This window comes from Terribacillus aidingensis (assembly GCF_900215625.1).
GTDB classification, from domain to species: domain Bacteria; phylum Bacillota; class Bacilli; order Bacillales; family Amphibacillaceae; genus Terribacillus; species Terribacillus aidingensis.
Genome location: NZ_OBEK01000002.1, coordinates 96,168 through 115,732, shown reverse-complemented (window position 1 = coordinate 115,732; position 19,565 = coordinate 96,168). Strand labels below are relative to the sequence as shown.

Annotated in this window: 16 protein-coding genes and 1 other annotated feature (1 of these 17 only partly in view); all 16 genes read right to left on the bottom strand. The window is 45.0% G+C overall.

The genetic code is table 11. The features are described 5' to 3' along the window. Positions 1 to 258: 258 nt before the first annotated feature. The 16 genes from CRO17_RS05960 to ileS all read right to left on the bottom strand — a co-directional run bounded on the left by CRO17_RS05960 (position 259) and on the right by ileS (position 19,322). Entirely contained in the window at positions 259 to 1,434 is a 1,176-nt protein-coding gene (locus CRO17_RS05960; RefSeq protein WP_097040334.1) for a NupC/NupG family nucleoside CNT transporter, read from the bottom strand. A 550-nt stretch (positions 1,435 to 1,984) separates the two neighbouring features. Beyond that, positions 1,985 to 2,482, bottom strand: a complete 498-nt coding sequence (locus CRO17_RS05955) for a GNAT family N-acetyltransferase (RefSeq protein ID WP_097040332.1) — start codon at positions 2,480 to 2,482, stop codon at positions 1,985 to 1,987. 194 nt (positions 2,483 to 2,676) lie between these two features. Next, the gene (locus CRO17_RS05950) at positions 2,677 to 3,120 is read right to left on the bottom strand and encodes a GNAT family N-acetyltransferase (protein WP_097041914.1); all 444 of its coding nucleotides are present in this window, start codon (positions 3,118 to 3,120) and stop codon (positions 2,677 to 2,679) included. Between the two features lie 288 nt (positions 3,121 to 3,408). Beyond that, positions 3,409 to 4,020: an orotate phosphoribosyltransferase gene (gene pyrE, locus CRO17_RS05945; protein ID WP_097040330.1), complete on the bottom strand. Its 612-nt coding sequence runs from the start codon at positions 4,018 to 4,020 to the stop codon at positions 3,409 to 3,411. Next, positions 4,004 to 4,720 carry an orotidine-5'-phosphate decarboxylase gene (gene pyrF, locus CRO17_RS05940; RefSeq protein WP_097040328.1) on the bottom strand — a complete coding sequence of 239 codons (717 nt, stop codon included), beginning with the start codon at positions 4,718 to 4,720 and terminating at the stop codon, positions 4,004 to 4,006. The genes pyrE and pyrF overlap by 17 nt, the downstream gene beginning before the upstream one ends. Further along, positions 4,692 to 5,627 (bottom strand): dihydroorotate dehydrogenase, encoded by a 936-nt coding sequence (locus CRO17_RS05935; RefSeq protein ID WP_097040327.1) that lies wholly within the window; start codon positions 5,625 to 5,627, stop codon positions 4,692 to 4,694. Before CRO17_RS05935 ends, pyrF begins: the two co-directional genes overlap by 29 nt. Continuing rightward, positions 5,624 to 6,394 (bottom strand): dihydroorotate dehydrogenase electron transfer subunit, encoded by a 771-nt coding sequence (locus CRO17_RS05930; RefSeq protein ID WP_097040324.1) that lies wholly within the window; start codon positions 6,392 to 6,394, stop codon positions 5,624 to 5,626. Before CRO17_RS05930 ends, CRO17_RS05935 begins: the two co-directional genes overlap by 4 nt. Continuing rightward, positions 6,391 to 9,588, bottom strand: coding sequence for a carbamoyl-phosphate synthase large subunit (gene carB, locus CRO17_RS05925; protein WP_097040321.1), 3,198 nt, complete (start codon positions 9,586 to 9,588; stop codon positions 6,391 to 6,393). The genes CRO17_RS05930 and carB overlap by 4 nt, the downstream gene beginning before the upstream one ends. After that, positions 9,581 to 10,684 (bottom strand): carbamoyl phosphate synthase small subunit, encoded by a 1,104-nt coding sequence (locus CRO17_RS05920; RefSeq protein WP_097040319.1) that lies wholly within the window; start codon positions 10,682 to 10,684, stop codon positions 9,581 to 9,583. The genes carB and CRO17_RS05920 overlap by 8 nt, the downstream gene beginning before the upstream one ends. Continuing rightward, on the bottom strand, positions 10,681 to 11,901 hold the full coding sequence (locus CRO17_RS05915; RefSeq protein ID WP_245864757.1) for a dihydroorotase: 1,221 nt from the start codon (positions 11,899 to 11,901) through the stop codon (positions 10,681 to 10,683). The genes CRO17_RS05920 and CRO17_RS05915 overlap by 4 nt, the downstream gene beginning before the upstream one ends. A gap of 19 nt (positions 11,902 to 11,920) precedes the next feature. Further along, positions 11,921 to 12,844, bottom strand: a complete 924-nt coding sequence (locus CRO17_RS05910; RefSeq protein WP_097040316.1) for an aspartate carbamoyltransferase catalytic subunit — start codon at positions 12,842 to 12,844, stop codon at positions 11,921 to 11,923. A 13-nt stretch (positions 12,845 to 12,857) separates the two neighbouring features. Continuing rightward, the gene (locus tag CRO17_RS05905) at positions 12,858 to 14,225 is read right to left on the bottom strand and encodes a solute carrier family 23 protein (RefSeq protein ID WP_097040313.1); all 1,368 of its coding nucleotides are present in this window, start codon (positions 14,223 to 14,225) and stop codon (positions 12,858 to 12,860) included. A 140-nt stretch (positions 14,226 to 14,365) separates the two neighbouring features. Next, the gene (pyrR, locus tag CRO17_RS05900; RefSeq protein ID WP_097040311.1) at positions 14,366 to 14,908 is read right to left on the bottom strand and encodes a bifunctional pyr operon transcriptional regulator/uracil phosphoribosyltransferase PyrR; all 543 of its coding nucleotides are present in this window, start codon (positions 14,906 to 14,908) and stop codon (positions 14,366 to 14,368) included. 171 nt (positions 14,909 to 15,079) lie between these two features. Next, the gene (locus CRO17_RS05895; protein WP_097040309.1) at positions 15,080 to 15,991 is read right to left on the bottom strand and encodes an RluA family pseudouridine synthase; all 912 of its coding nucleotides are present in this window, start codon (positions 15,989 to 15,991) and stop codon (positions 15,080 to 15,082) included. After that, positions 15,988 to 16,452, bottom strand: coding sequence for a signal peptidase II (gene lspA, locus CRO17_RS05890; RefSeq protein WP_097040307.1), 465 nt, complete (start codon positions 16,450 to 16,452; stop codon positions 15,988 to 15,990). The genes CRO17_RS05895 and lspA overlap by 4 nt, the downstream gene beginning before the upstream one ends. Before the next feature lie 116 nt (positions 16,453 to 16,568). Next, the gene (ileS, locus tag CRO17_RS05885; protein ID WP_097040305.1) at positions 16,569 to 19,322 is read right to left on the bottom strand and encodes an isoleucine--tRNA ligase; all 2,754 of its coding nucleotides are present in this window, start codon (positions 19,320 to 19,322) and stop codon (positions 16,569 to 16,571) included. Between the two features lie 63 nt (positions 19,323 to 19,385). Further along, positions 19,386 to 19,565, bottom strand: a binding site (T-box leader) (it continues 41 nt past the right edge of the window).

The window sequence follows — 19,565 nt, the reverse complement described above, 5'->3', positions numbered from 1 at the left end:
CTCTATACTCTTTTAAGACACTATTCTGTGGTTATTCGTGTTTAGAGTTAACTGTTTTAGTTACATACCAAGCTCTTTACTGTAAAGATTATCATAGAGACAAACACTAGATAAAAGTGATTGTATTGAATGGTCCATATAAAAAATGACCTTGGCACAATACCGAGGTCATTCAACAAAAAACGATGTACTTTTAATTAAACTGTTCATTCATGGTACACTTTCTTCGTCCGCTTACGAAAAAAGATAATGCTGTTCTTATAAAAACAACCCAACAATCGTACCAGTCAATATTGACCCCATTGTTGCCACTAACAATACCTTCAATCCTACTTTCGCAAGCAAACTAGCCTGCTTTTGATCAATTGCTTGGACAGTCCCTAAGATCATTCCTATCGAGGAGAAGTTAGCAAATGAAATTAAGTAAGCTGAAATAATACCGACTGTTTTATCAGATATGTCAGGGACAAGTTTGACGAAATCTGAGATGGCGACGAATTCATTCGCAGCTACTTTTGTTCCCATAATAGAACCTGCATTGACAATTTCAGAAGTTGGAATACCCATAATAAATGCCACAGGTGCAAAGATATACCCAAGTATTTCTTGGAATGACATGCCCACTAAGCCGTTGAACACATAGTTGATCATGGCCAATAACGCCATATACGTAATTAGCATGGCACCTACGATTAGTGCTGTCTTACCACCTAATAAGGTACCGTTTCCAACAGCTTCAAAAAATGATTTATCCGTATTCATCTCTTTTAGATCTATATCATAATCTTCTTCGCTTCGGACAGGAGCAACAATGGAAGATAAAATTAAACCGGAAAATACATTTATCGGCAGTGCGACGAGCACATACTCAGGTGGTATCAGCTGCAAATACCCTCCCAAAGTTGAACAAGACACCGCGACAAGTGAGGATGTTGCAACGATAAACAAGCGGTTTGGACTCAGCTTATGAAGTTGAGACTTAACTGAAATAATTGCCGTTGTATCACCGAAAATCATAGAATTCACTGCAACAAAGGATTCAACTTTCGGCAGTCCCGTGATTTTGGACACAATACCGCCTACATACTTAATCGCTAAAGGCAATATTCTGAGATACGTTAAAATAGATAATAATGCAGATATAAAAATAATCATCATAAGAACATTCAGGAAGAAATAACCTTTTGTGGACAAGTCACCGAATACGAATGAAATGCCTTCGTGTCCAAAGGAAAGGACTTTCGTGAATACCTCGACTATTTTTCTTATGACCGTTCTGCCAATTAACGTATTAAGCAAGAACCAAGCTAATATGAGCTGCACAGCCAACATGATACCGACTGCGCGATAATTGATATGTTTTTTGTCGTTTGACATTGCCCAGGCAACAGCGACTAAAACAAGTATTCCTAAAACTCCAATAACAATAGACACGCAATTTACCTCCAACCTTGCAGAACCAACCGTGGATTTTTTGTACATAGCTTATAAATATAAAGTTAATAGACCCGCATCCTACTGTTACAGCTGCGATTCTATACTTGGACCTATTTATAGGATTAACATAAATCCGTTATCATAAGCAGATCATAAAAATGTTAACAGTATCTCCTGCGTACTGGCGTCTATTATGACACATATCATATTTCGTGATAACACTTTTATTATTAGTTGCACTATTAACATTTTTTATAAAAGTATTTCAATTTCAATAAATACCACTGCTAAATTTTGTATGCTGCTGAACATTTGAAAGAGAGTGGAGGAAATTTGTGAAGAAACAGAAGGGCTGATCATGCAGATTTTATCTGCTTCCGTTCAAACGCACGAAAAAACCGGACAATACAGTAGATTTTCAAGCTTCAAAAATACCGTATTGTTCGTATAAAAGTTAACTGATGTACGCACTTAACAGATTTTGAGAGTGATTTTCCTTTTCTATAACTACTCTGAATTCATTAGCAAAATTGGCTTTATTAGAAAACTAAATCAATTTCTTGTAATAAAAATTCCCATCTTTATACTTGCCGAATGCATCCTGTGCGAATGCAGGTACTTCTCCAAACAATACATAACCTTCCGACTGGTATAACACATTCGCTGGTCCATCTTTTTCTGTGTCCAGCAAAAGCAGTGTTTTTCCATCCTGTCGGGCCGCTTGCTCAGCGTGCTGCAGCAGCTTTCTTGCAATACCTTTGCGCTGGGCATCTGGGTGTGTCATGAGCTTAGCAATTTCGGCACGGTGCTGACCGTTTTCTTTATCACTTAGATGCAATTGTACTGTACCAGCAACCTTCCCATCCAGTAAGCAAATAAATAAGCGTACATGCTCGGAGGGGACCTTATGCCAATACGCAAGGGCAGTTACATGCTGCATTGGATACAAATAATTCATAGAAGCCCCTGCCGCAACTATTTCCTGAAACAAATTAGCCAATTCTTCTTCATAAGCGCCGATCTCTGTTAACTCGACAATCTGCATAACTTCTCCTCCATTCCCTATCTTTAACTGCTTTTCCGTTTCCCATGTCTATTATAAAGCAAAAAAGGATGCAAAAATGCACCCTTTAACAAGTTGGAAGCCATTTATTCTGTTTATGTTTCGATCAAATTGTATCACGCACTAATAGTTTTAAACCGGATGAAACTGGCGGCTGACAACAAGTCGAAGTCTCGCTAATAACTTATTTTTTTCTCCATCAATGATGAGATTTCTTGGAAGCCAAGTTTTTGATATAGGTGTTTCGCTCGGTTTCCTGCAAAAACGTTTAACTGCACTTTATTAAGCCCCTCTGCACTTAATTGCCGGAACGCTGCTTCGCACAATTTTTCGGCTACTCCTTGTTTGCGGAAATACGGCAGTACATATATCTCGAATATAAATCCTGCCATATCATTCTTGTAATAGTCGACTATTCTTGCTACCCCAATCCATCCTTGGATAATATTATTTTCATTATGAACAAGGTAATAGCCGCCATTATGCAAAAATGAAGCTGCCATTTGCAGCACTTTATCGCTTGTTAATTTCCCGTAACCCATCGTTGCTTCATTAAAAACGTTAAAAGAATAATTCCAGATTGTTTGTGTCTCGGTATGCGTAGCTCTTCTGATTGACATCTGCCCAAGCATCTCCTTTACATCCTATAAAAAACTTCAGCCACGATATCCCCCACAAAAGAACAGCCATTGCTTGTAAGTGAATACGCTGCACGTAATATGACAGATCTGTCTCTGAATCTTGTGGTTAGTTTATGTGAGAAATAGGTGTTTGTGCGATATCACTGTCGTCACTTGCTGCGGACATTTTAGGTTTATATGAAGAAACGCGAAAAGGCTTTCGCTCCCTTACTTTCAGAGCTAAAGCCTCCACATGTTTTATATTACTGCTAGGTGCCAGCGTAATTTTCAGAGTGTATTGCGCCAATCTAATAGTCCCTGCTTTTCCTGCAATGTAATAGCGCCTCTTTCCACAAGGACTTCCGTTAATGAATCAAAGTTCGTCAGCGTTTCAAATGGAACTTCTACCTCAGCAAAGTTATCATCGGCTTTTTGTAAATTGTAGCTGAAAATAGCTAATACCTTTGTAACGATTGCTCCTGCTTCCTGGAGAGCTTGCACGGTATTCAGAACCGAACCGCCTGTCGAAATAAGATCTTCAATGACGACCACATGCTTACCAGCCACATCTGCTCCTTCAATCTGATTGCCTTTGCCATGACCTTTTTTGCTGGATCGAACGTAAATCATAGGTAAATTCGCTTTATCAGCAAGCCAGGCTGCGTGCGGGATTCCACCTGTAGCACAGCCAGCGATAATTTCAGTTTCCGGTAATTGTGCTAACTTGCGTTGAAACTGTCTGCTAATCTCACTCCGGACTTCAGGATGACCTAATGTAAGCCGGTTATCACAGTAGATTGGAGAATGAATACCGCTTGCCCATACAAACGATTTGGAAGGATCAATTTGGATTGCATTGATAGAAAGCAGTGCTTCTGCTAGATTAGTTGTTGTTGTCATCGTTTTTCCACTCCTGTACCGCCTGATTGTAGGCTTGTTTTGGGTTATCTGCTGCTGTCACACTTCTGCCGATGACCAAGTAATCGGCACCCATCTTCTTCGCCGCAGCTGGTGTAGCAATACGATGCTGGTCGTTTGGCGCGGAACCGGCCAGGCGAATGCCAGGCGTGACGGTTAGAAAGCTTTCTCCGCAGGCCGCTTTGATGCTCGCTGCTTCATGAGGAGAACATACAACGCCATCTGCACCAGCACACTTAGACAGCTCTGCTAAATGACGTGCATAAGCAGCTAATTCCATCGGCTGCTGCAAATCAGTTTGGACTGTATGCTCATCCATGGAGGTCAGCATTGTCACGCTAATCAGTTTCGGTACAGCATCTGCTGCTCCGCTATGTAATCCTTCTTTTGCCGCCTCTATCATTTTCGCTCCGCCAAGCGCATGCACATTGACGATATCAACATCAAGTGCTGCTAGATTACGCATTGCCCTATTAACCGTGTTGGGAATATCATGTAATTTTAAATCAAGAAAGATCGGATGTTTTTTCTCTTTTAATTGGTAGATAATCTGCGGTCCTTCGCGGTAAAAAAGCTCCATGCCAACTTTTACTGGTATTTCATCCATTTCATTCTGATTAAGGAAATGCATTGCTTCGTTCCCTGTCGGAAAATCAAGTGCGAGATAAATGGGTGTTTGCATGTTCATGCCCCTTTCCGATTGCTTCCACCGCATTAGCGAAACCATATTTCTCAAGTACAGCCGGCAATTGCTGAATAATCTCTGGACAAACAAATGGATGTTGGAAATTGGCAGTACCGACTGCTACCGCTGAGGCACCTGCAAGCAGGAATTCCAGCACATCTTCTGCTGTTCTGACGCCGCCCATGCCAATGATTGGTAAATCCGTCACTTGGCGGACTTGGTAGACCATGCGGATGGCAACAGGTTTAACAGCCGGTCCTGATAAACCGCCTATTTTATTCGCAAGCAGCGGTCTTCGGTTCGCTAAATTGATTTGCATGCCTGTCAGCGTATTAATTAAAGATAAGCCATCTGCACCGCCAGCCTCTGCTGCAGAAGCTATCGCTGTGATATCTGTGACATTCGGAGACAGCTTCACATACACAGGAACGGTACTAACTTCTTTTACCGCCGCCGTAACTGTTTGAGCCAGTGCTGGATCTGTTCCGAATTGCACGCCGCCTTCTTTTACATTCGGGCAAGATATATTTAACTCAATTGCTTTAATAACTGGATGTCTGCTGATCTTTTGTGCTACTTCGACGTATTCTTCAATTGTGCTTCCTGCTACATTTGCCATGATAGGCGTGTCGTAATTTGCTAAGAACGGCAGCTCTTGTTCCATAATTTGATTGACACCTGGATTTTGCAGACCGATTGCGTTCAGCATGCCGGCATCTGTCTCGGCTACACGTGGTGTCGCATTGCCATAGCGGGCTGTGCCAGTCGCTGCTTTAATCGTAATGGCACCTAGTAAGTTCAAATCATACAGCTCGGCGTATTCTTTACCGAAGCCAAAGCACCCGGAAGCTGGCAAAATCGGATTTTTCATTGTTAAGCCTGGCAGCTGGACCGCTAGGTTCATGTCAACACAACCTCCTTCGCTCGGAACACTGGACCGTCTTTGCAGATTTTTTTATAGCCATTTGCACTATCCGGTGCAGGAACGACGCATGCGAAGCAAGCTCCGATGCCGCACCCCATTCGCTGTTCAATCGATATAAACCCTTCCTGATTAGAAAGCTGTGTGGATACAGCTTTCAGCATGCCAGTGGGACCACAAGTAAAGTACTGATCAAAATCCAGCTTTTCTGCGTTAATGATATCCGTTACAAACCCTTTTTCTCCTGCACTGCCATCATCCGTGGCAAGATAGTAGTTTCCGAGAAGCCGGAACTGATTTTCATAAAAAACTTGCGCTTTGTTCTGGAACCCTGCCACCATGGTGACGTGCACACCTTTTCGTTTCAGACACTGCGCCAGATAGTAAAGCGGCGGTACCCCTATCCCTCCTCCGACAAGCAGCGCTTTTTCAAGCTGCAAGTCGTCGACAGGATAGCCTTGTCCGCAAGGCCCAAGCGCATCCAGCTGATCTCCTGGTGCTGCTTTTGCTAATGTGTTTGTTCCTTCTCCAAGCAGTTTAAAAATGATGGTGATGGTAGAAGCTTGTCTATCTACTCCCGCTATGCTGATTGGGCGGCGGAGCATATGATTCGTCCCTTCGCCTACAAGCAGATGAAGGAACTGGCCTGGGAGAATTTTCTCCTGGGCCATTCTTCCGCGAAAGGTCATCTCTACTGTATCTTTGGCAATAAGCTGTTTGCTGATAATTTTGAGCTGCTCATGAATCAAGACAGTACGCCTCCTGCCACAACTGGTTTGGCAGTAAAGGTCATCGATTCAATAATGCTGGCAATTGCTTTAGCAGTATCCAAGCTTGTCAAACAGGCGAGACCGTGCTCCACTGCTTCGCGGCGGATAAGGAACCCATCAGATCGCGGCTGTTTGCCGGAAGTCAGTGTGTTGACGACAAATTGTACGTCGCCGTTCTCAATGATGCTAATGACATTTTGCTCCGCTGACCCGACTTTACCAACGGTTGTTACCGGCAGTCCTGCATCCTCTACGGCTGCGCTAGTTCCTTCTGTTGCGTATAATTGGAAGCCTAGTGCATAGAACAGTTTGGCTATTTCCATTGCTTCTGCTTTGTCTTTATCTGCTACCGTCAGAAGTATTGCTCCTTCCTGCGGCACAGATAGTCCGGATGCGAGCAATCCTTTATACAATGCTTTTTCAAGCGTCCGATCGTGACCAATTGCTTCTCCTGTAGACTTCATTTCTGGTCCAAGCAGTGTATCCACACTGCGCAGCTTCTCAAAACTGAATACCGGCACCTTCACAAACACATCTTCTGGTTCCGGCAGCAGGCCGCTCACATAGCCCATATCAGCCAGCTTCTGTCCGAGAATAGCTTTTGTAGCAATATTAGCCATCGTTACGTGGGTAATCTTAGACAAGAACGGAATCGTTCGGCTGGCCCGAGGGTTTACTTCCAGCACATAGGCTTTTCCTTTATGGATAACAAATTGGATGTTGATCAGCCCTTTTACACCAAGTGCTTTCGCTATCTGCATTGTTGCCTCGATACATTGCTGGCGGCATTCTTCTGTAATTGTCTGCGTAGGGTATACGGCAATAGAATCTCCTGAATGGACGCCTGCGCGTTCAATATGTTCCATAATGCCTGGGATAATCGTTGTTTCTCCGTCACTGATGGCATCGACTTCCACTTCAATGCCAGTTAAGTATTGGTCGATTAGAACCGGATGATCATGACGAACATGAACCCGCTTTTCCATATAATGGTGTAATTCTGCTTCGTTATAAACAATTTCCATATTGCTTCCGCCGATAACATAAGAAGGACGGACAAGCACCGGATACCCGATTTTAGCCGCTGTTTCTGCTGCATCCTCAAGTTTCGTAATAGATGCACCTTCTGGCTTCGCCACTTTCAATTCGTCTAGTAATTTTTCAAATTTATTACGGTCTTCGGCAGCATCAATTGCTTGTAGTGATGTTCCCAGCACTTTCACGCCGCGCCGTTCCAGTCCTTCTGCTAGGTTGATTGCTGTCTGACCGCCGAATTGAACGATAACGCCCAGGGGATTTTCTAGATTAACAACGTGCATGACATCTTCTAAAGTTAGCGGTTCAAAGTACAGCTTGTCAGATACACTGAAATCAGTCGAAACGGTTTCCGGGTTGCTGTTGATAATAATTGCTTCGTAGCCCGCTTCTCGAATTGCCAGAACAGAATGAACTGTGGCATAATCGAACTCGATTCCTTGACCAATGCGGATAGGACCGGAGCCAAGCACAATCACTTTTTCTTTATCAGAGACAATGGATTCATTTTCTTCTTCGTATGTGCTGTAGAAATACGGTGTTTGCGATTCAAATTCGGCTGCACATGTGTCTACCATTTTATACACCGGTGCTAGCTGGTTTTCCATGCGGAACTGATAGACTTTGTCTTCTTTTGTATCCCACCAGTGTGCAATTTCACGGTCAGAGAAGCCCTTTTGTTTTGCTTCCTTTAACAGCTTCAGCTCCCACGGCTGTTCCTGTAAAGCTGTCTCCATTTCGATAAGTGCTTCAATTTTCCAAAGGAAGAAGCGATCAATTTTTGTCAGCTCATGCAGCTGTTCAACAGAATTGCCGCGGCGGAATGCTTCTGCCAAGATGAATAATCGCTCATCATCGGCTTTGACTAGGCGATGCTCCATCTCGTCGTCCGTCATCTGATCTAAACGCAGAGAGGCGAGGCCGTTTGCTTTATTATCGAGGGAACGAACACCTTTCAGTAACGCTTCTTCGATATTCCGCCCAATTGCCATCACTTCTCCTGTCGCTTTCATTTGGGTGCCGAGCTTGCGATTGCCGCTGACGAACTTATCAAACGGAAAGCGCGGCAGTTTGGCTACAACATAATCGAGAGCCGGCTCAAAGTAAGCGTATGTAGTACCTGTTACAGGGTTTTTAATTTCATCCAATGTCAAACCAACGGCGATTTTAGCTGCCATTTTGGCAATTGGATAACCTGTTGCTTTCGAAGCCAGCGCACTAGAGCGGCTGACACGCGGGTTCACTTCTATGATGTAATAGTTAAAGCTGTGCGGATCAAGTGCAAGCTGAACGTTACAGCCGCCTTCAATCTTTAATGCCTTAATAATCTTAATAGAAGCATTTCGAAGCAGCTGGTATTCGCGGTCGCTTAGTGTTTGCGATGGCGCCACAACAATGCTGTCTCCGGTATGAATACCGACAGGATCGACGTTTTCCATATTACAAACAACAATGGCCTGGTCGTTTTTGTCGCGCATAACTTCGTATTCAATTTCCTTAAAACCGGCAATATTGCGTTCAATCAAACATTGTGTGACAGGAGAAAGTGTAAGGCCGTTCCTTGTGATTGTCTTTAACTCTTCTAAGTCATAGCACATGCCGCCCCCAGTGCCGCCAAGCGTATATGCGGGACGGACAATCAGCGGAAAACCGATTTCCTCGGAAAAAGCTACGGCTTGTTCGACAGTTGTGACAATTTGGCTTTCGGGTACTGGCTCACCGAGCTGGTGCATCAAATCACGGAATTGCTCCCGATCCTCTGCTTGCTGAATGGCTTCCAAAGAAGTTCCTAACAGCTCAACACCGAATTCTTTTAATATACCAGAGTTATCAAGCGCAACAGCCAAGTTTAAGCCTGTTTGACCGCCAAGTGTAGGCAGCAGCGCATCAGGTTGTTCCTTGCGAATGATTTTGCTTAGGAACTCGACCGTGAGCGGCTCCATATAGACGATATCTGCTACAGTGTGGTCTGTCATGATGGTGGCAGGATTGGAGTTTGCCAGAACGACCGTATATCCTTCTTCACGCAACGCTTGGCAAGCCTGTGTGCCGGAATAATCAAATTCTGCTGCCTGCCCAATGACGATTGGACCAGATCCGATAACAAGGATTTTTTGGATGTCAGTACGTTTAGGCATAAGTAGCTTCCCCCTTGGATGATGGTTGTGTTGTTTGCTGTGTCATGTCAAGAAACTCATCGAACAAATGTCGGGTATCTTCTGGGCCCGGAGCTGCTTCTGGATGGTATTGCACACTCATGACTGGGTATTTTTTGTGCTGAAGCCCTTCTACGGTACCGTCGTTTAACGCTACTTGCGTTAATTCAAGATCCGTTGAAGATAGCGATTCTTTGGTAACGGTATAGCCATGATTTTGAGATGTTAGGTAGGTTTTCCCTGTTGCCAAGTCTTTGACAGGATGGTTGGAGCCCCGATGCCCGAATTTCAGTTTTTCTGTATTGGCGCCGGCTGCAAGTGCAATCAGCTGGTGGCCGAGACAGATACCAAAAATAGGTACTTGACTGATCAGCTCACGAATGGTTTTGGTGGCAGTTTCCACGTCTTTCGGATCTCCTGGTCCATTTGTCAGCATGACGCCATCAGGATTTAAATGAAGGATTTGTTCTGGCGAGTAGTGCCAAGGTACGACCGTAATATGACAGTCGCGTGCTGCAAGTTCACGTAAAATACCATGCTTCATACCGAAGTCCATCACCACAATTCGTTTGCCGCGGCCGGGAACGACATAAGGCTTGGCTGTACTCATACGCTGCACTTGGTCATTCGGCAGTGAAATTGCTTCCCAAGAAGCACCTGTTTCCACTGTTTCGGTTGCTTCTGTCAATCTAGCTTTCATCGCACCTTGTTTGCGGATGATTTTTGTTAGTTTACGAGTATCAATGCCTTCAATTCCAGGAATCTCATGAAACTTTAGGAAGCTGTCTATTGTATGCTGCTTCCGGAAATTTGAAGGAGCAGCACTTGCTTCTTTTACGACGAGTGCTTGGATGGATGGCTGGATGCTTTCGAAGTCATCACTATTAATACCATAGTTGCCAATTAGCGGATAAGTCAGTGTAACGATTTGTCCGCAGTAGGAAGGGTCAGACAGAATTTCTTGATAGCCGGTCATTCCTGTATTAAAAACAATTTCTCCTGTTGTTGCCTGATCGCTTCCGAATGCTGTTCCGTTGAATACAGTCCCGTCTTCGAGAATTAGTTGTCGTTTCTTCATTTTACCGCTTCCTTTCTGTATACAATTTCTCCATTGCAGATTGTCATTGTTGGCTCTCCTGTATAACGCCAGCCGATAAATGGTGTGTTTGTTCCTTTTGATTGGAATAAAGTCGGGTCCACTAGTCCGTCTGCTTGCAGATCCAGTACAGTCAAATCTGCTGCTGCTCCTGTCTCAAAGCGGCCGTACGGCAGCTCGAATGCTTGGGCTGGCTTGATTGTCAGCCAGTCGATAAGCTGACGAAGCGTGAATACATCTGTCTCGACAAATTGTGTGTACAGCAGACTGAAAGCTGTTTCTGATCCAACGATGCCGAATGATGCATCCAGCATGCTGACATTTTTCTCCTCCGCTGTGTGCGGTGCATGATCCGTTGCAATCATATCGATTGTGCCGTCCAGCAGTCCTTCGATAAGCGCCTGACGATCAGCTTCGGATCGGAGTGGCGGATTCATCTTATAATTGCCATCATCATTTTTAATATCTTCATCTGTCAAAAGCAAATGATGCGGTGTTACTTCTGCTGTTACTCGAATACCGGCGCGTTTCGCATCGCGGATAACGCGAACGGACTCTTTTGTACTGACATGACAGATGTGGTAATGACAGCCAGCTGCTTCTGCGAGTAAAACATCCCGGGCAATGTGCACCGACTCAGACACATTATTAATACCTGGCAATCCAAGTCTTTTGCTTGCTGTTCCTTCATGCATGACGCCTCCCGGCACAAGACTGTCATCTTCACAATGTGCGACGACCGGGATGCCAAGTTTCGCTGCTCGCTGCATCGTTTCCAGCATCATACCGGCAGACTGGATACCGAGTCCGTCATCAGTAAAAGCAAAAGCAGTTGTCATATTTTCCATATCGACAATTTCCCGGCCCAGCTGCTGCTTCGTGATGCTGGCGTACTGAAGAACACGAATTACGCCGCTTTCTTCATTTTTCGCTTGAATGCTGGCAAGTGTCTCTGGGCAATCAGGTGCAGGACGCAAATTGGGCATTGCTGCAACCGTTGTGAAGCCGCCTCTTGCTGCTGCCTTTGTGCCGGTTTCAATCGTCTCTTTTCTTTCAGCGCCTGGTTCTCGCAAATGGACGTGTACATCTACAAAACCGGCTGTGATCAGCTGTCCTTCCATATCTTCAAGCTGATCACCTGCTGCCGTCTCCATATGCGGAGCAATCTCTTTGATTACGCCACCCTCAATTTTTACCATTACATCTTCCAAGCTGTTGTCAGCTGTTAACTGCTTCGCGTTTGTCAAAATTATAGCCACGCTGCATTCCCCTGCCTTCCAATAAAGTTAGAATTACTGCCATCCTTGCTGCAACGCCATTTTCCATTTGGCGGAATATTCGAGACCTCGGCGCTTCGACTAAACTGTCATCAATCTCAATGCCTCGGTTGACTGGTGCGGGATGCATAATAATGCTGTGCGGCTGCATCCGTTTTTCTCTAGCTTTGGTCAAGCCGTATTCCTCTAAGTAACCTGCTGCTGCTTCTTTTTTGTCATGCCGCTCAAACTGTATACGAAGGAGCATCATCACATCACATTGCGCTGCCGCCTCATCCATACTCAATACTGGAAGATCCATGGACGCATCCATCCATTCCGGTTTGCCTGCCGCAAAGACCTGCGCCCCCAATTGCTGCAGTGCCAATGCATTGCTCCTGGCAACCCGGCTGTGACGAATATCGCCGGCAATCACGACTTTGAGTCCGTTAAAACGTCCGTATTCCTGATAGATGGTCATCAAATCAAGCAAGCATTGTGTCGGATGCTCTCCTTTTCCATCACCAGCATTGATAACCGGTATATCCAGCTTCTCCGCCAGCATACCAGCTGTTCCTTCCTCTGGGTGCCGGATAACAAGGACTGAAGCGCCGATCGATTGAAGGGTCTTCGCAGTATCATAAACGGTCTCGCCTTTCGTGACACTGGATGCTTCTGCAGCGAAGTCCAGTACTTCCAGTCCGAGTTTGCGTTCTGCTACGGTAAAACTCATCTTCGTCCGTGTGCTCGGCTCGAAGAATAGATTGGCTGCGAACAGCTGCTGCCTGTATGCAGATACCCCCTGTGCCTGTATGTCTGCAGCGAGCTGTACGAGCTGTAGCAGTTCTGCTGCACTAAGATGCTTCATCGATACAAAATGCTTCATGTCCTTCTCCTCCTTATTTGGATGTTTGTTTCTGCTCCTCGATAGAGAACAGACTGCCATTTCCAAGACCAGATTCTTTTCCCGGCAAGACTAAGTTCAGAACGACACCAACTAGTGCTGCTAATGCCATGCTATTGATTTCCAAGTCAAGTTCAGCTATTTGGAAGCGTAGGAATGCTCCTCCAATTCCAATGACCAAGATGATCGAACTAATAATCAAATTGCGCTTATCCCCTAGGTCAAGCTGACTGTCAATCATTGTCCGAAGGCCGCTGGCAGCGATGATTCCGAACAGCATAATGCTGACGCCGCCCATTACTGCGGTAGGCACAGAACTAATCAGTGCGGTGACGATACCCGTGAAGCCGAACAGGATGGCAAGCACCGCCGTTCCTCCGATAACATACACACTGAATATTCTCGTGATCGCCAGTACACCGATGTTCTCACCATATGTTGTATTTGGCGGGCCTCCAAGCATAGACGCAATCATGGTCGCTACACCATCTCCAGTGATGGATTTGTCCAACCCTGGCTTTACTAGCATGTTTTCATCTACGATTTTGGATAGTGCTAACTGATGTCCGATATGCTCCGATACGGTAACAACTGCGATTGGCACCATGGTGAAGAACAGCTGCCAGCTGAACACATCAGCTACATTGTAATCTGCAAATGGAACCGTGAAGTTCGGCACATGGAAAATGCCGCTAAAGAATGCTCCGACGGAATCTGCCGTCACAATTTGGTTCCAAGCTGCTTGTACGCCGCTTGTATCAACAATTCCTTGTGTTAAAGCGAAAACATATCCGCCAACAATTCCGATTAAAACTGGAATTAGACCGAGGAAACCGCGCAGGAAGATAGAAGCTGCTACTGTGATTGCTAATGTCACAAGTGCTGCGATAAAGTATTTGGTGCTGTATTCTCCTGTATCAGGAGCATTCATTGCCATGTCTACTGCAGTCGGTGCCAGCGCCAGCCCGATGACGATAATGACAGGTCCGACAACGATTGGCGGCAGCAGCCGGATGATACCTTTCATCCCGCCGAATCGGATGGCGATGGCTACGATTCCGTAAGCCAGCCCCGCAAAGAAGCTTCCAATCATGGCCCCGCCGATACCGGAAGCATCGATTGCCTGTGTGATAGGGTAAATGAAAGCAAAGCTCGATCCCAGATAAGCTGGTACGGATCCTCTTGTTATAAGGATGAATGCCAGTGTTCCAATCCCGCTGGATACGAGTGCGACAGCTGGATCAAGGCCGGTCAGCGCTGGCACAAGAATTGTCGAGCCAAACATTGCGAATAAGTGCTGTAAGCTGAATATTATCCATTGGTGCCATTTTGGTATGTCGTGTATTGCTAGTGCTGGTTTCATCTGTGTCTCTCCTCTTTTCGGCTATAAAAAAAGCCTCTTTACGATGTAGGTCGCAAAGAGGCACACGTCTGCCACTAGTCGTGACGACGTTGTTGCTTGCGACCTTGTAAGCCTCTCTGGACTTCCATTAAAGGTCCTATTTAATTTTCGTAAATATCTACGCTCTCGTAATCGTCTGTTTCTTCTAGTTCAACGACGATTATTTCTGATTGCGAAGTTGGGATATTCTTCCCAATATAGTCAGCACGGATTGGGAGTTCCCGGTGACCGCGATCAATCAGAACTGCAAGCTGGATCTGCGCCGGACGTCCCGCATCCATAATCGCATCCATCGCTGCTCTGACTGTTCTTCCTGTATATAACACATCATCAATCAAGATGACTGTCTTATTCGTTAAGTCTGTTCCAAGCTTAACTGGCTGTACCGTTGGTTCTTGATTATCAGAAGCATGTGCTAAATCATCACGGTATAATGTGATATCCACTTCTTCCAGCGGAACCGTCGCTTGTTCAATTCCTTCTATCTTCTGCTGCAAGCGTTTGGCGATGGGAACACCTCTGGTTTGGATGCCGACCAGCACCAAATCCTCTGGTCCTTTATTTCGCTCAAGTATCTCATGAGCAATTCGCGTAAGAGCACGGTTAATTGCTGCTTGATCGAGCAAAGTCGCTTTTTTGTTCATTCTTGTCCCACCTTCCTGAAGCTGTGAAAAAACCCCTTATCACCATGAGGTAATAAGGGGCATAGATACATACTTGTATCCCGTTCTTCTCCGCTTCCTTATCAGCCTCTCTGGACTGTCTTAAAGGTTCTTATTCAACTGCAATTAGTATCGCATAGGGCTGCATTACTGTCAAGCGTTGAATTTTAACTTGTCCAATTCCGCTTGAAACACTTCTGGGACAGGAGCTTCGAATCGCATCCATTCTCCTGTAATCGGGTGATGCAGACCGAGCACAGCTGCATGAAGCGCTTGTCCGCCAATGTCGAGTGTACGGCGAGGACCATATTTCGGATCTCCAGCCAGCGGATAGCTAATATACTGCATATGCACACGTATTTGGTGGGTTCTGCCTGTTTCCAGCTTACATTCAATGTAAGTAAAACCTTCAAAGCGCTCTAACACTTCAAAGTGTGTTACTGCTGGTTTCCCATTTTCAACAACAGCCATTTTCTGACGGTCATTCGGGTCACGTCCGATTGGTGCTTCAATCGTGCCATATTCATGGTCAATAACACCATGAACAATTGCCCGGTATTTACGTTCAATATCATGATCCTTCAGCATATCGGTTAATTTCTGATGTGCTTTGTCATGTTTTGCAACAACTAACAGACCGCTCGTATCTTTATCAATACGGTGGACAATCCCTGGACGAAATGTGCCATTAATGCCGGAAAGATCTTTAAGATGATACAACAATGCATGCACCATTGTACCGGACTGATGTCCATTGGATGGGTGAACCACCATTCCTCTCGGTTTGTTTACGACTGCAATATCTGCATCTTCATAAACAATTTCAAGCGGGATATTCTCCGCTTTGATCTCCATTTCCTCAGGTTCGGGAATCGACCAAGCAATTTCGTCTCCTTCTTGCACCGTATACTTATTCTTAACTGTCGTGCCGTTTACTGTCACCAGATCTTCCTTGATCCAGCTTTGTGCTTGGCTCCGGGAAACATCTTCCTGGATATCTGACAGCAGTTTATCAATGCGCAGTCCCGCTTGCTCGGCTGCAACTGTATGTTCAAACTGACTCATGTTTCTTTTCTCCCTTTCTTTCGCTCATCAAGCAGCATTGCGATGATGATGAGGATAACGCCGACAACCAGGCAGGAATCTGCCACGTTAAATATCGGATAATGATAATCGCCAAACCTCGTGTCTACAAAATCGACGACTTCTTTCCGGAATAAACGATCGATAAAGTTGCCGACCGCTCCTCCAAGTACAAGTGCAAGTGATGTACCCATCAGTTTGCTTTCTTTGCTATATTTCACAATATAGTAACTGACTATAACTATAACAATCGCTGTGACGAGATAAAAGAACCAAAAATGCCCTTCTAATATTCCCCAAGCTGCTCCTCGGTTACGATGAGAAGACAAGTAGAAGAAATTGTCGATGATAGGGATTGACTCTCCTTCTGTCATATTCTTCACAACAGCTAACTTTGTTAATTGGTCAATAATGACTGCGATGATCGCGATGATAAAATACATGGACTCTATTTTCCCCCGTTCAATACAATCTATCTTGCATTTTACCATAATTACACACAAAAAGATTGTATAGATAAAAAAGAAAGCTCCGCCTTACTGGCGAAGCTTTCTCTCCTTTACGCCTGATAATGAGCTTCTACAACGCTCGCACAGCGGGAGCATAGATCCAGATGCGAAGCATCTTCGCCGACCGTTTCAGATGCAACCCAGCAGCGTTCGCAACGTTTTGCCGGGTGTTTTTCAACACGTACAGCAACAAATTCATAATCAGCAGCTTCTGGATCAGCATCCACTACATTTGCTTCTGATACAATAAGCAGCTGATGCAAGTTATCGATGCTTTGAAGCAGCTGTTTTGTTGCATCATCTTTTGCAGCAATTGTCAGCTTAGATTCAAGCGATTTACCGATTACTTTTTCACTGCGCGCAATTTCCAAGGCTTTCAGCACATCATCACGAACGGCCATGAAGTGATCCCATTTTTCCAGCAAGTCATCGTGATCTGCAATAGACAGCTCTTCTGGGAAGTCAGTCAGCTGCACATAGTCAGCTTTCTCCCCTGGGATGTAGCTCCATGCTTCTTCTGCAGTATGCGCAATGATTGGTGACAGCATCTGTACAAGCGCTTTAATGATTTGATAATACGCTGTTTGGATGCTGCGGCGTGCTGGTTGATCAGCAGATTCGATATAAAGAATATCTTTCCCGAAGTCCAAATAGAATGAGCTTAGTTCAACAGAACAGAAGCTTAAGACAGCTGAATATACATCAGCGAATTCGTATTTGTCATAGCTTTCACGCACACGCTTGATCAAATCAGAAAGCTTCACAAGCATATAGCGGTCTACTTCCTTCATGTCAGCAAATGCAACACTGTCCTTCGCCGGCTCAAAGTCATGCAAGTTGGCTAACAGGAAGCGGAATGTGTTACGGATTTTGCGGTATCCTTCAGATGTTTGCTTAATGATTTCATCCGAGATACGAACATCGGATTGATAATCGACGGAAGCAACCCACAGACGAAGAATATCAGCACCGTACTGCTTCATAATTTTAGATGGCACCACAATATTACCTAGTGATTTACTCATCTTCTTCCCTTTACCATCAAGCGCGAAGCCATGACTTAACACTGCTTTGTAAGGTGCTTTACCTGTTACAGCAACAGCAGTTGTCAAAGAAGAGTTGAACCAGCCGCGGTATTGGTCAGAGCCTTCCAGGTACAAATCAGCTGGACGCTGCAGTTCCGGACGATTGACAAGCACACCTTGGTGAGAAGAACCAGAATCAAACCAAACATCCATGATATCTGTTTCTTTTGTGAAGATACCATTCGGGCTATGCTCTGACGTAAAGCCTTCCGGAAGCAATTCTTTCGCTTCTCTTTCAAACCAGATATTCGATCCATGTTCTAAGAACAAATCAGACACATGCTGGATTGTTTCTTCTGTGATGATTGGTTCCCCATCTTCTCCGTAAAAGACCGGAATTGGCACACCCCAGGCACGCTGACGGGAGATACACCAGTCTTCGCGGTCACGGAACATATTGTAAAGACGTGTTTCGCCCCATTTCGGGAACCATTCTACTTCTTTAATTTGTTCGATGATTTGATCGCGGAACGCTTTAATCGAAGCAAACCATTGCGCAGTCGCACGATAGATAACCGGTTTTTTCGTACGCCAGTCATGCGGATAAGAATGTGTAAAGAATTCCAGCTTCAGTAAAGCGCCTTTTTCTTCAAGAAGTTCAGTGATTTCTTTATTTGCTTTATCATAGAATACACCTTCAAAACCAGGAGCTTCTTTTGTGAAGACGCCTTTATCATCCAGTGGGCTGATCACAGGCAGCTTGTATTTTTGACTAGCGAAGAAATCTTCTTCCCCGTGTCCAGGCGCTGTATGTACACAGCCCGTACCGCTGTCTGTTGTCACGTGCTCACCAAGGATGATTAATGATTCTCTGTCATAAAACGGATGCTGTGCTGTCACATATTCCGCTTCTTTACCAGAGAAAGTTTTCACTACTTCTGGATTTTCCCATTCAAGTGTTTCTGTTACGCTGCTCAACAAATCTTCTGCTACGACGAATTTCTCGCCGCCAACGTTAGCGACCACATAAGTTACTTCCGGGTGAAGGGAGATGGCAACGTTAGAAGGCAATGTCCAAGGCGTTGTTGTCCAGATAATGAATTTCTCATCGCCTTCGAACAAGTCTTTGCCATCTTTCACTTGGAAAGCAACATAAATGGATGCAGAGCGTTTATCTTGGTATTCAATTTCTGCTTCTGCCAATGCAGATTCAGAAGATGGAGACCAATAAACCGGCTTCATCCCTTTGTAGATGAAACCTTTTTCAGCCATTTCACCGAATACTTTAATTTGAGCTGCTTCATAATCTTTTGTCAGCGTAATGTATGGGTTATCCCAATCTCCGCGTACACCCAGCTGTTTGAACTGGCTGCGCTGATTATCGATTTGCTGCATCGCATACTCTGCACACAGACGGCGGAATTCAGCAACCGTCATTTTTTTGCGGTCAACCTTCTTCTTCGTAAGCGCCTGTTCAATCGGTAAGCCGTGTGTATCCCAGCCTGGAACATATGGTGCATGGAAGCCAGACATGGATTTATAGCGGACGATAAAGTCCTTCAGCACTTTATTCAGTGCATGCCCCATGTGTAAATCGCCGTTTGCATACGGAGGTCCATCATGCAAGACGAAAAGCGGTCGTCCTTCAGTTCTTTCTTGTACTTTTTTGTAAATATTTTGTTCTTCCCATTCCTGCTGCATTTTTGGTTCTTTGTTTGGCAGGTTGCCGCGCATTGGGAATGCCGTGGATGGCATCAGCAGTGTGTCTTTGTAATCCAATGTTCTTCCTCCTTATCATGATCAGATCTTTTCCGGGTAAATAAAAAGAGCCCCTCATCATCCCAAAGGGACGAGAGAGACTCGCGGTACCACCCTTATAGACAAAAGCATATTACTTCTGTCCACTCGAATTCGTAACGTGAATGAGACGTCCATTTCTACTGCTTGCGGTTCGAATGGAAACTAACGGGTGATGTTCGGAAGAAATACCGCACCAGGCTCTCACCTTCCCTGGCTCGCTTC

Bases quoted from the DNA above. Each gene is read 5' to 3' on its own strand.
- pyrR (WP_097040311.1), bottom strand. From the start codon at position 14,908: ATGAACAAAAAAGCGACTTTGCTCGATCAAGCAGCAATTAACCGTGCT.
- CRO17_RS05935 (WP_097040327.1), bottom strand. From the start codon at position 5,627: ATGAACCTAGCGGTCCAGCTGCCAGGCTTAACAATGAAAAATCCGATT.
- CRO17_RS05905 (WP_097040313.1), bottom strand. From the start codon at position 14,225: ATGAAACCAGCACTAGCAATACACGACATACCAAAATGGCACCAATGG.
- lspA (WP_097040307.1), bottom strand. From the start codon at position 16,452: ATGTATTTTATCATCGCGATCATCGCAGTCATTATTGACCAATTAACA.
- pyrF (WP_097040328.1), bottom strand. From the start codon at position 4,720: ATGCAAACACCCATTTATCTCGCACTTGATTTTCCGACAGGGAACGAA.
- CRO17_RS05955 (WP_097040332.1), bottom strand. From the start codon at position 2,482: ATGCAGATTGTCGAGTTAACAGAGATCGGCGCTTATGAAGAAGAATTG.
- CRO17_RS05915 (WP_245864757.1), bottom strand. From the start codon at position 11,901: ATGGTAAAAATTGAGGGTGGCGTAATCAAAGAGATTGCTCCGCATATG.
- pyrE (WP_097040330.1), bottom strand. From the start codon at position 4,020: ATGACAACAACAACTAATCTAGCAGAAGCACTGCTTTCTATCAATGCA.
- CRO17_RS05950 (WP_097041914.1), bottom strand. From the start codon at position 3,120: ATGTCAATCAGAAGAGCTACGCATACCGAGACACAAACAATCTGGAAT.
- CRO17_RS05910 (WP_097040316.1), bottom strand. From the start codon at position 12,844: ATGAAGCATTTTGTATCGATGAAGCATCTTAGTGCAGCAGAACTGCTA.
- carB (WP_097040321.1), bottom strand. From the start codon at position 9,588: ATGCCTAAACGTACTGACATCCAAAAAATCCTTGTTATCGGATCTGGT.
- CRO17_RS05895 (WP_097040309.1), bottom strand. From the start codon at position 15,991: ATGAGTCAGTTTGAACATACAGTTGCAGCCGAGCAAGCGGGACTGCGC.
- CRO17_RS05920 (WP_097040319.1), bottom strand. From the start codon at position 10,684: ATGAAGAAACGACAACTAATTCTCGAAGACGGGACTGTATTCAACGGA.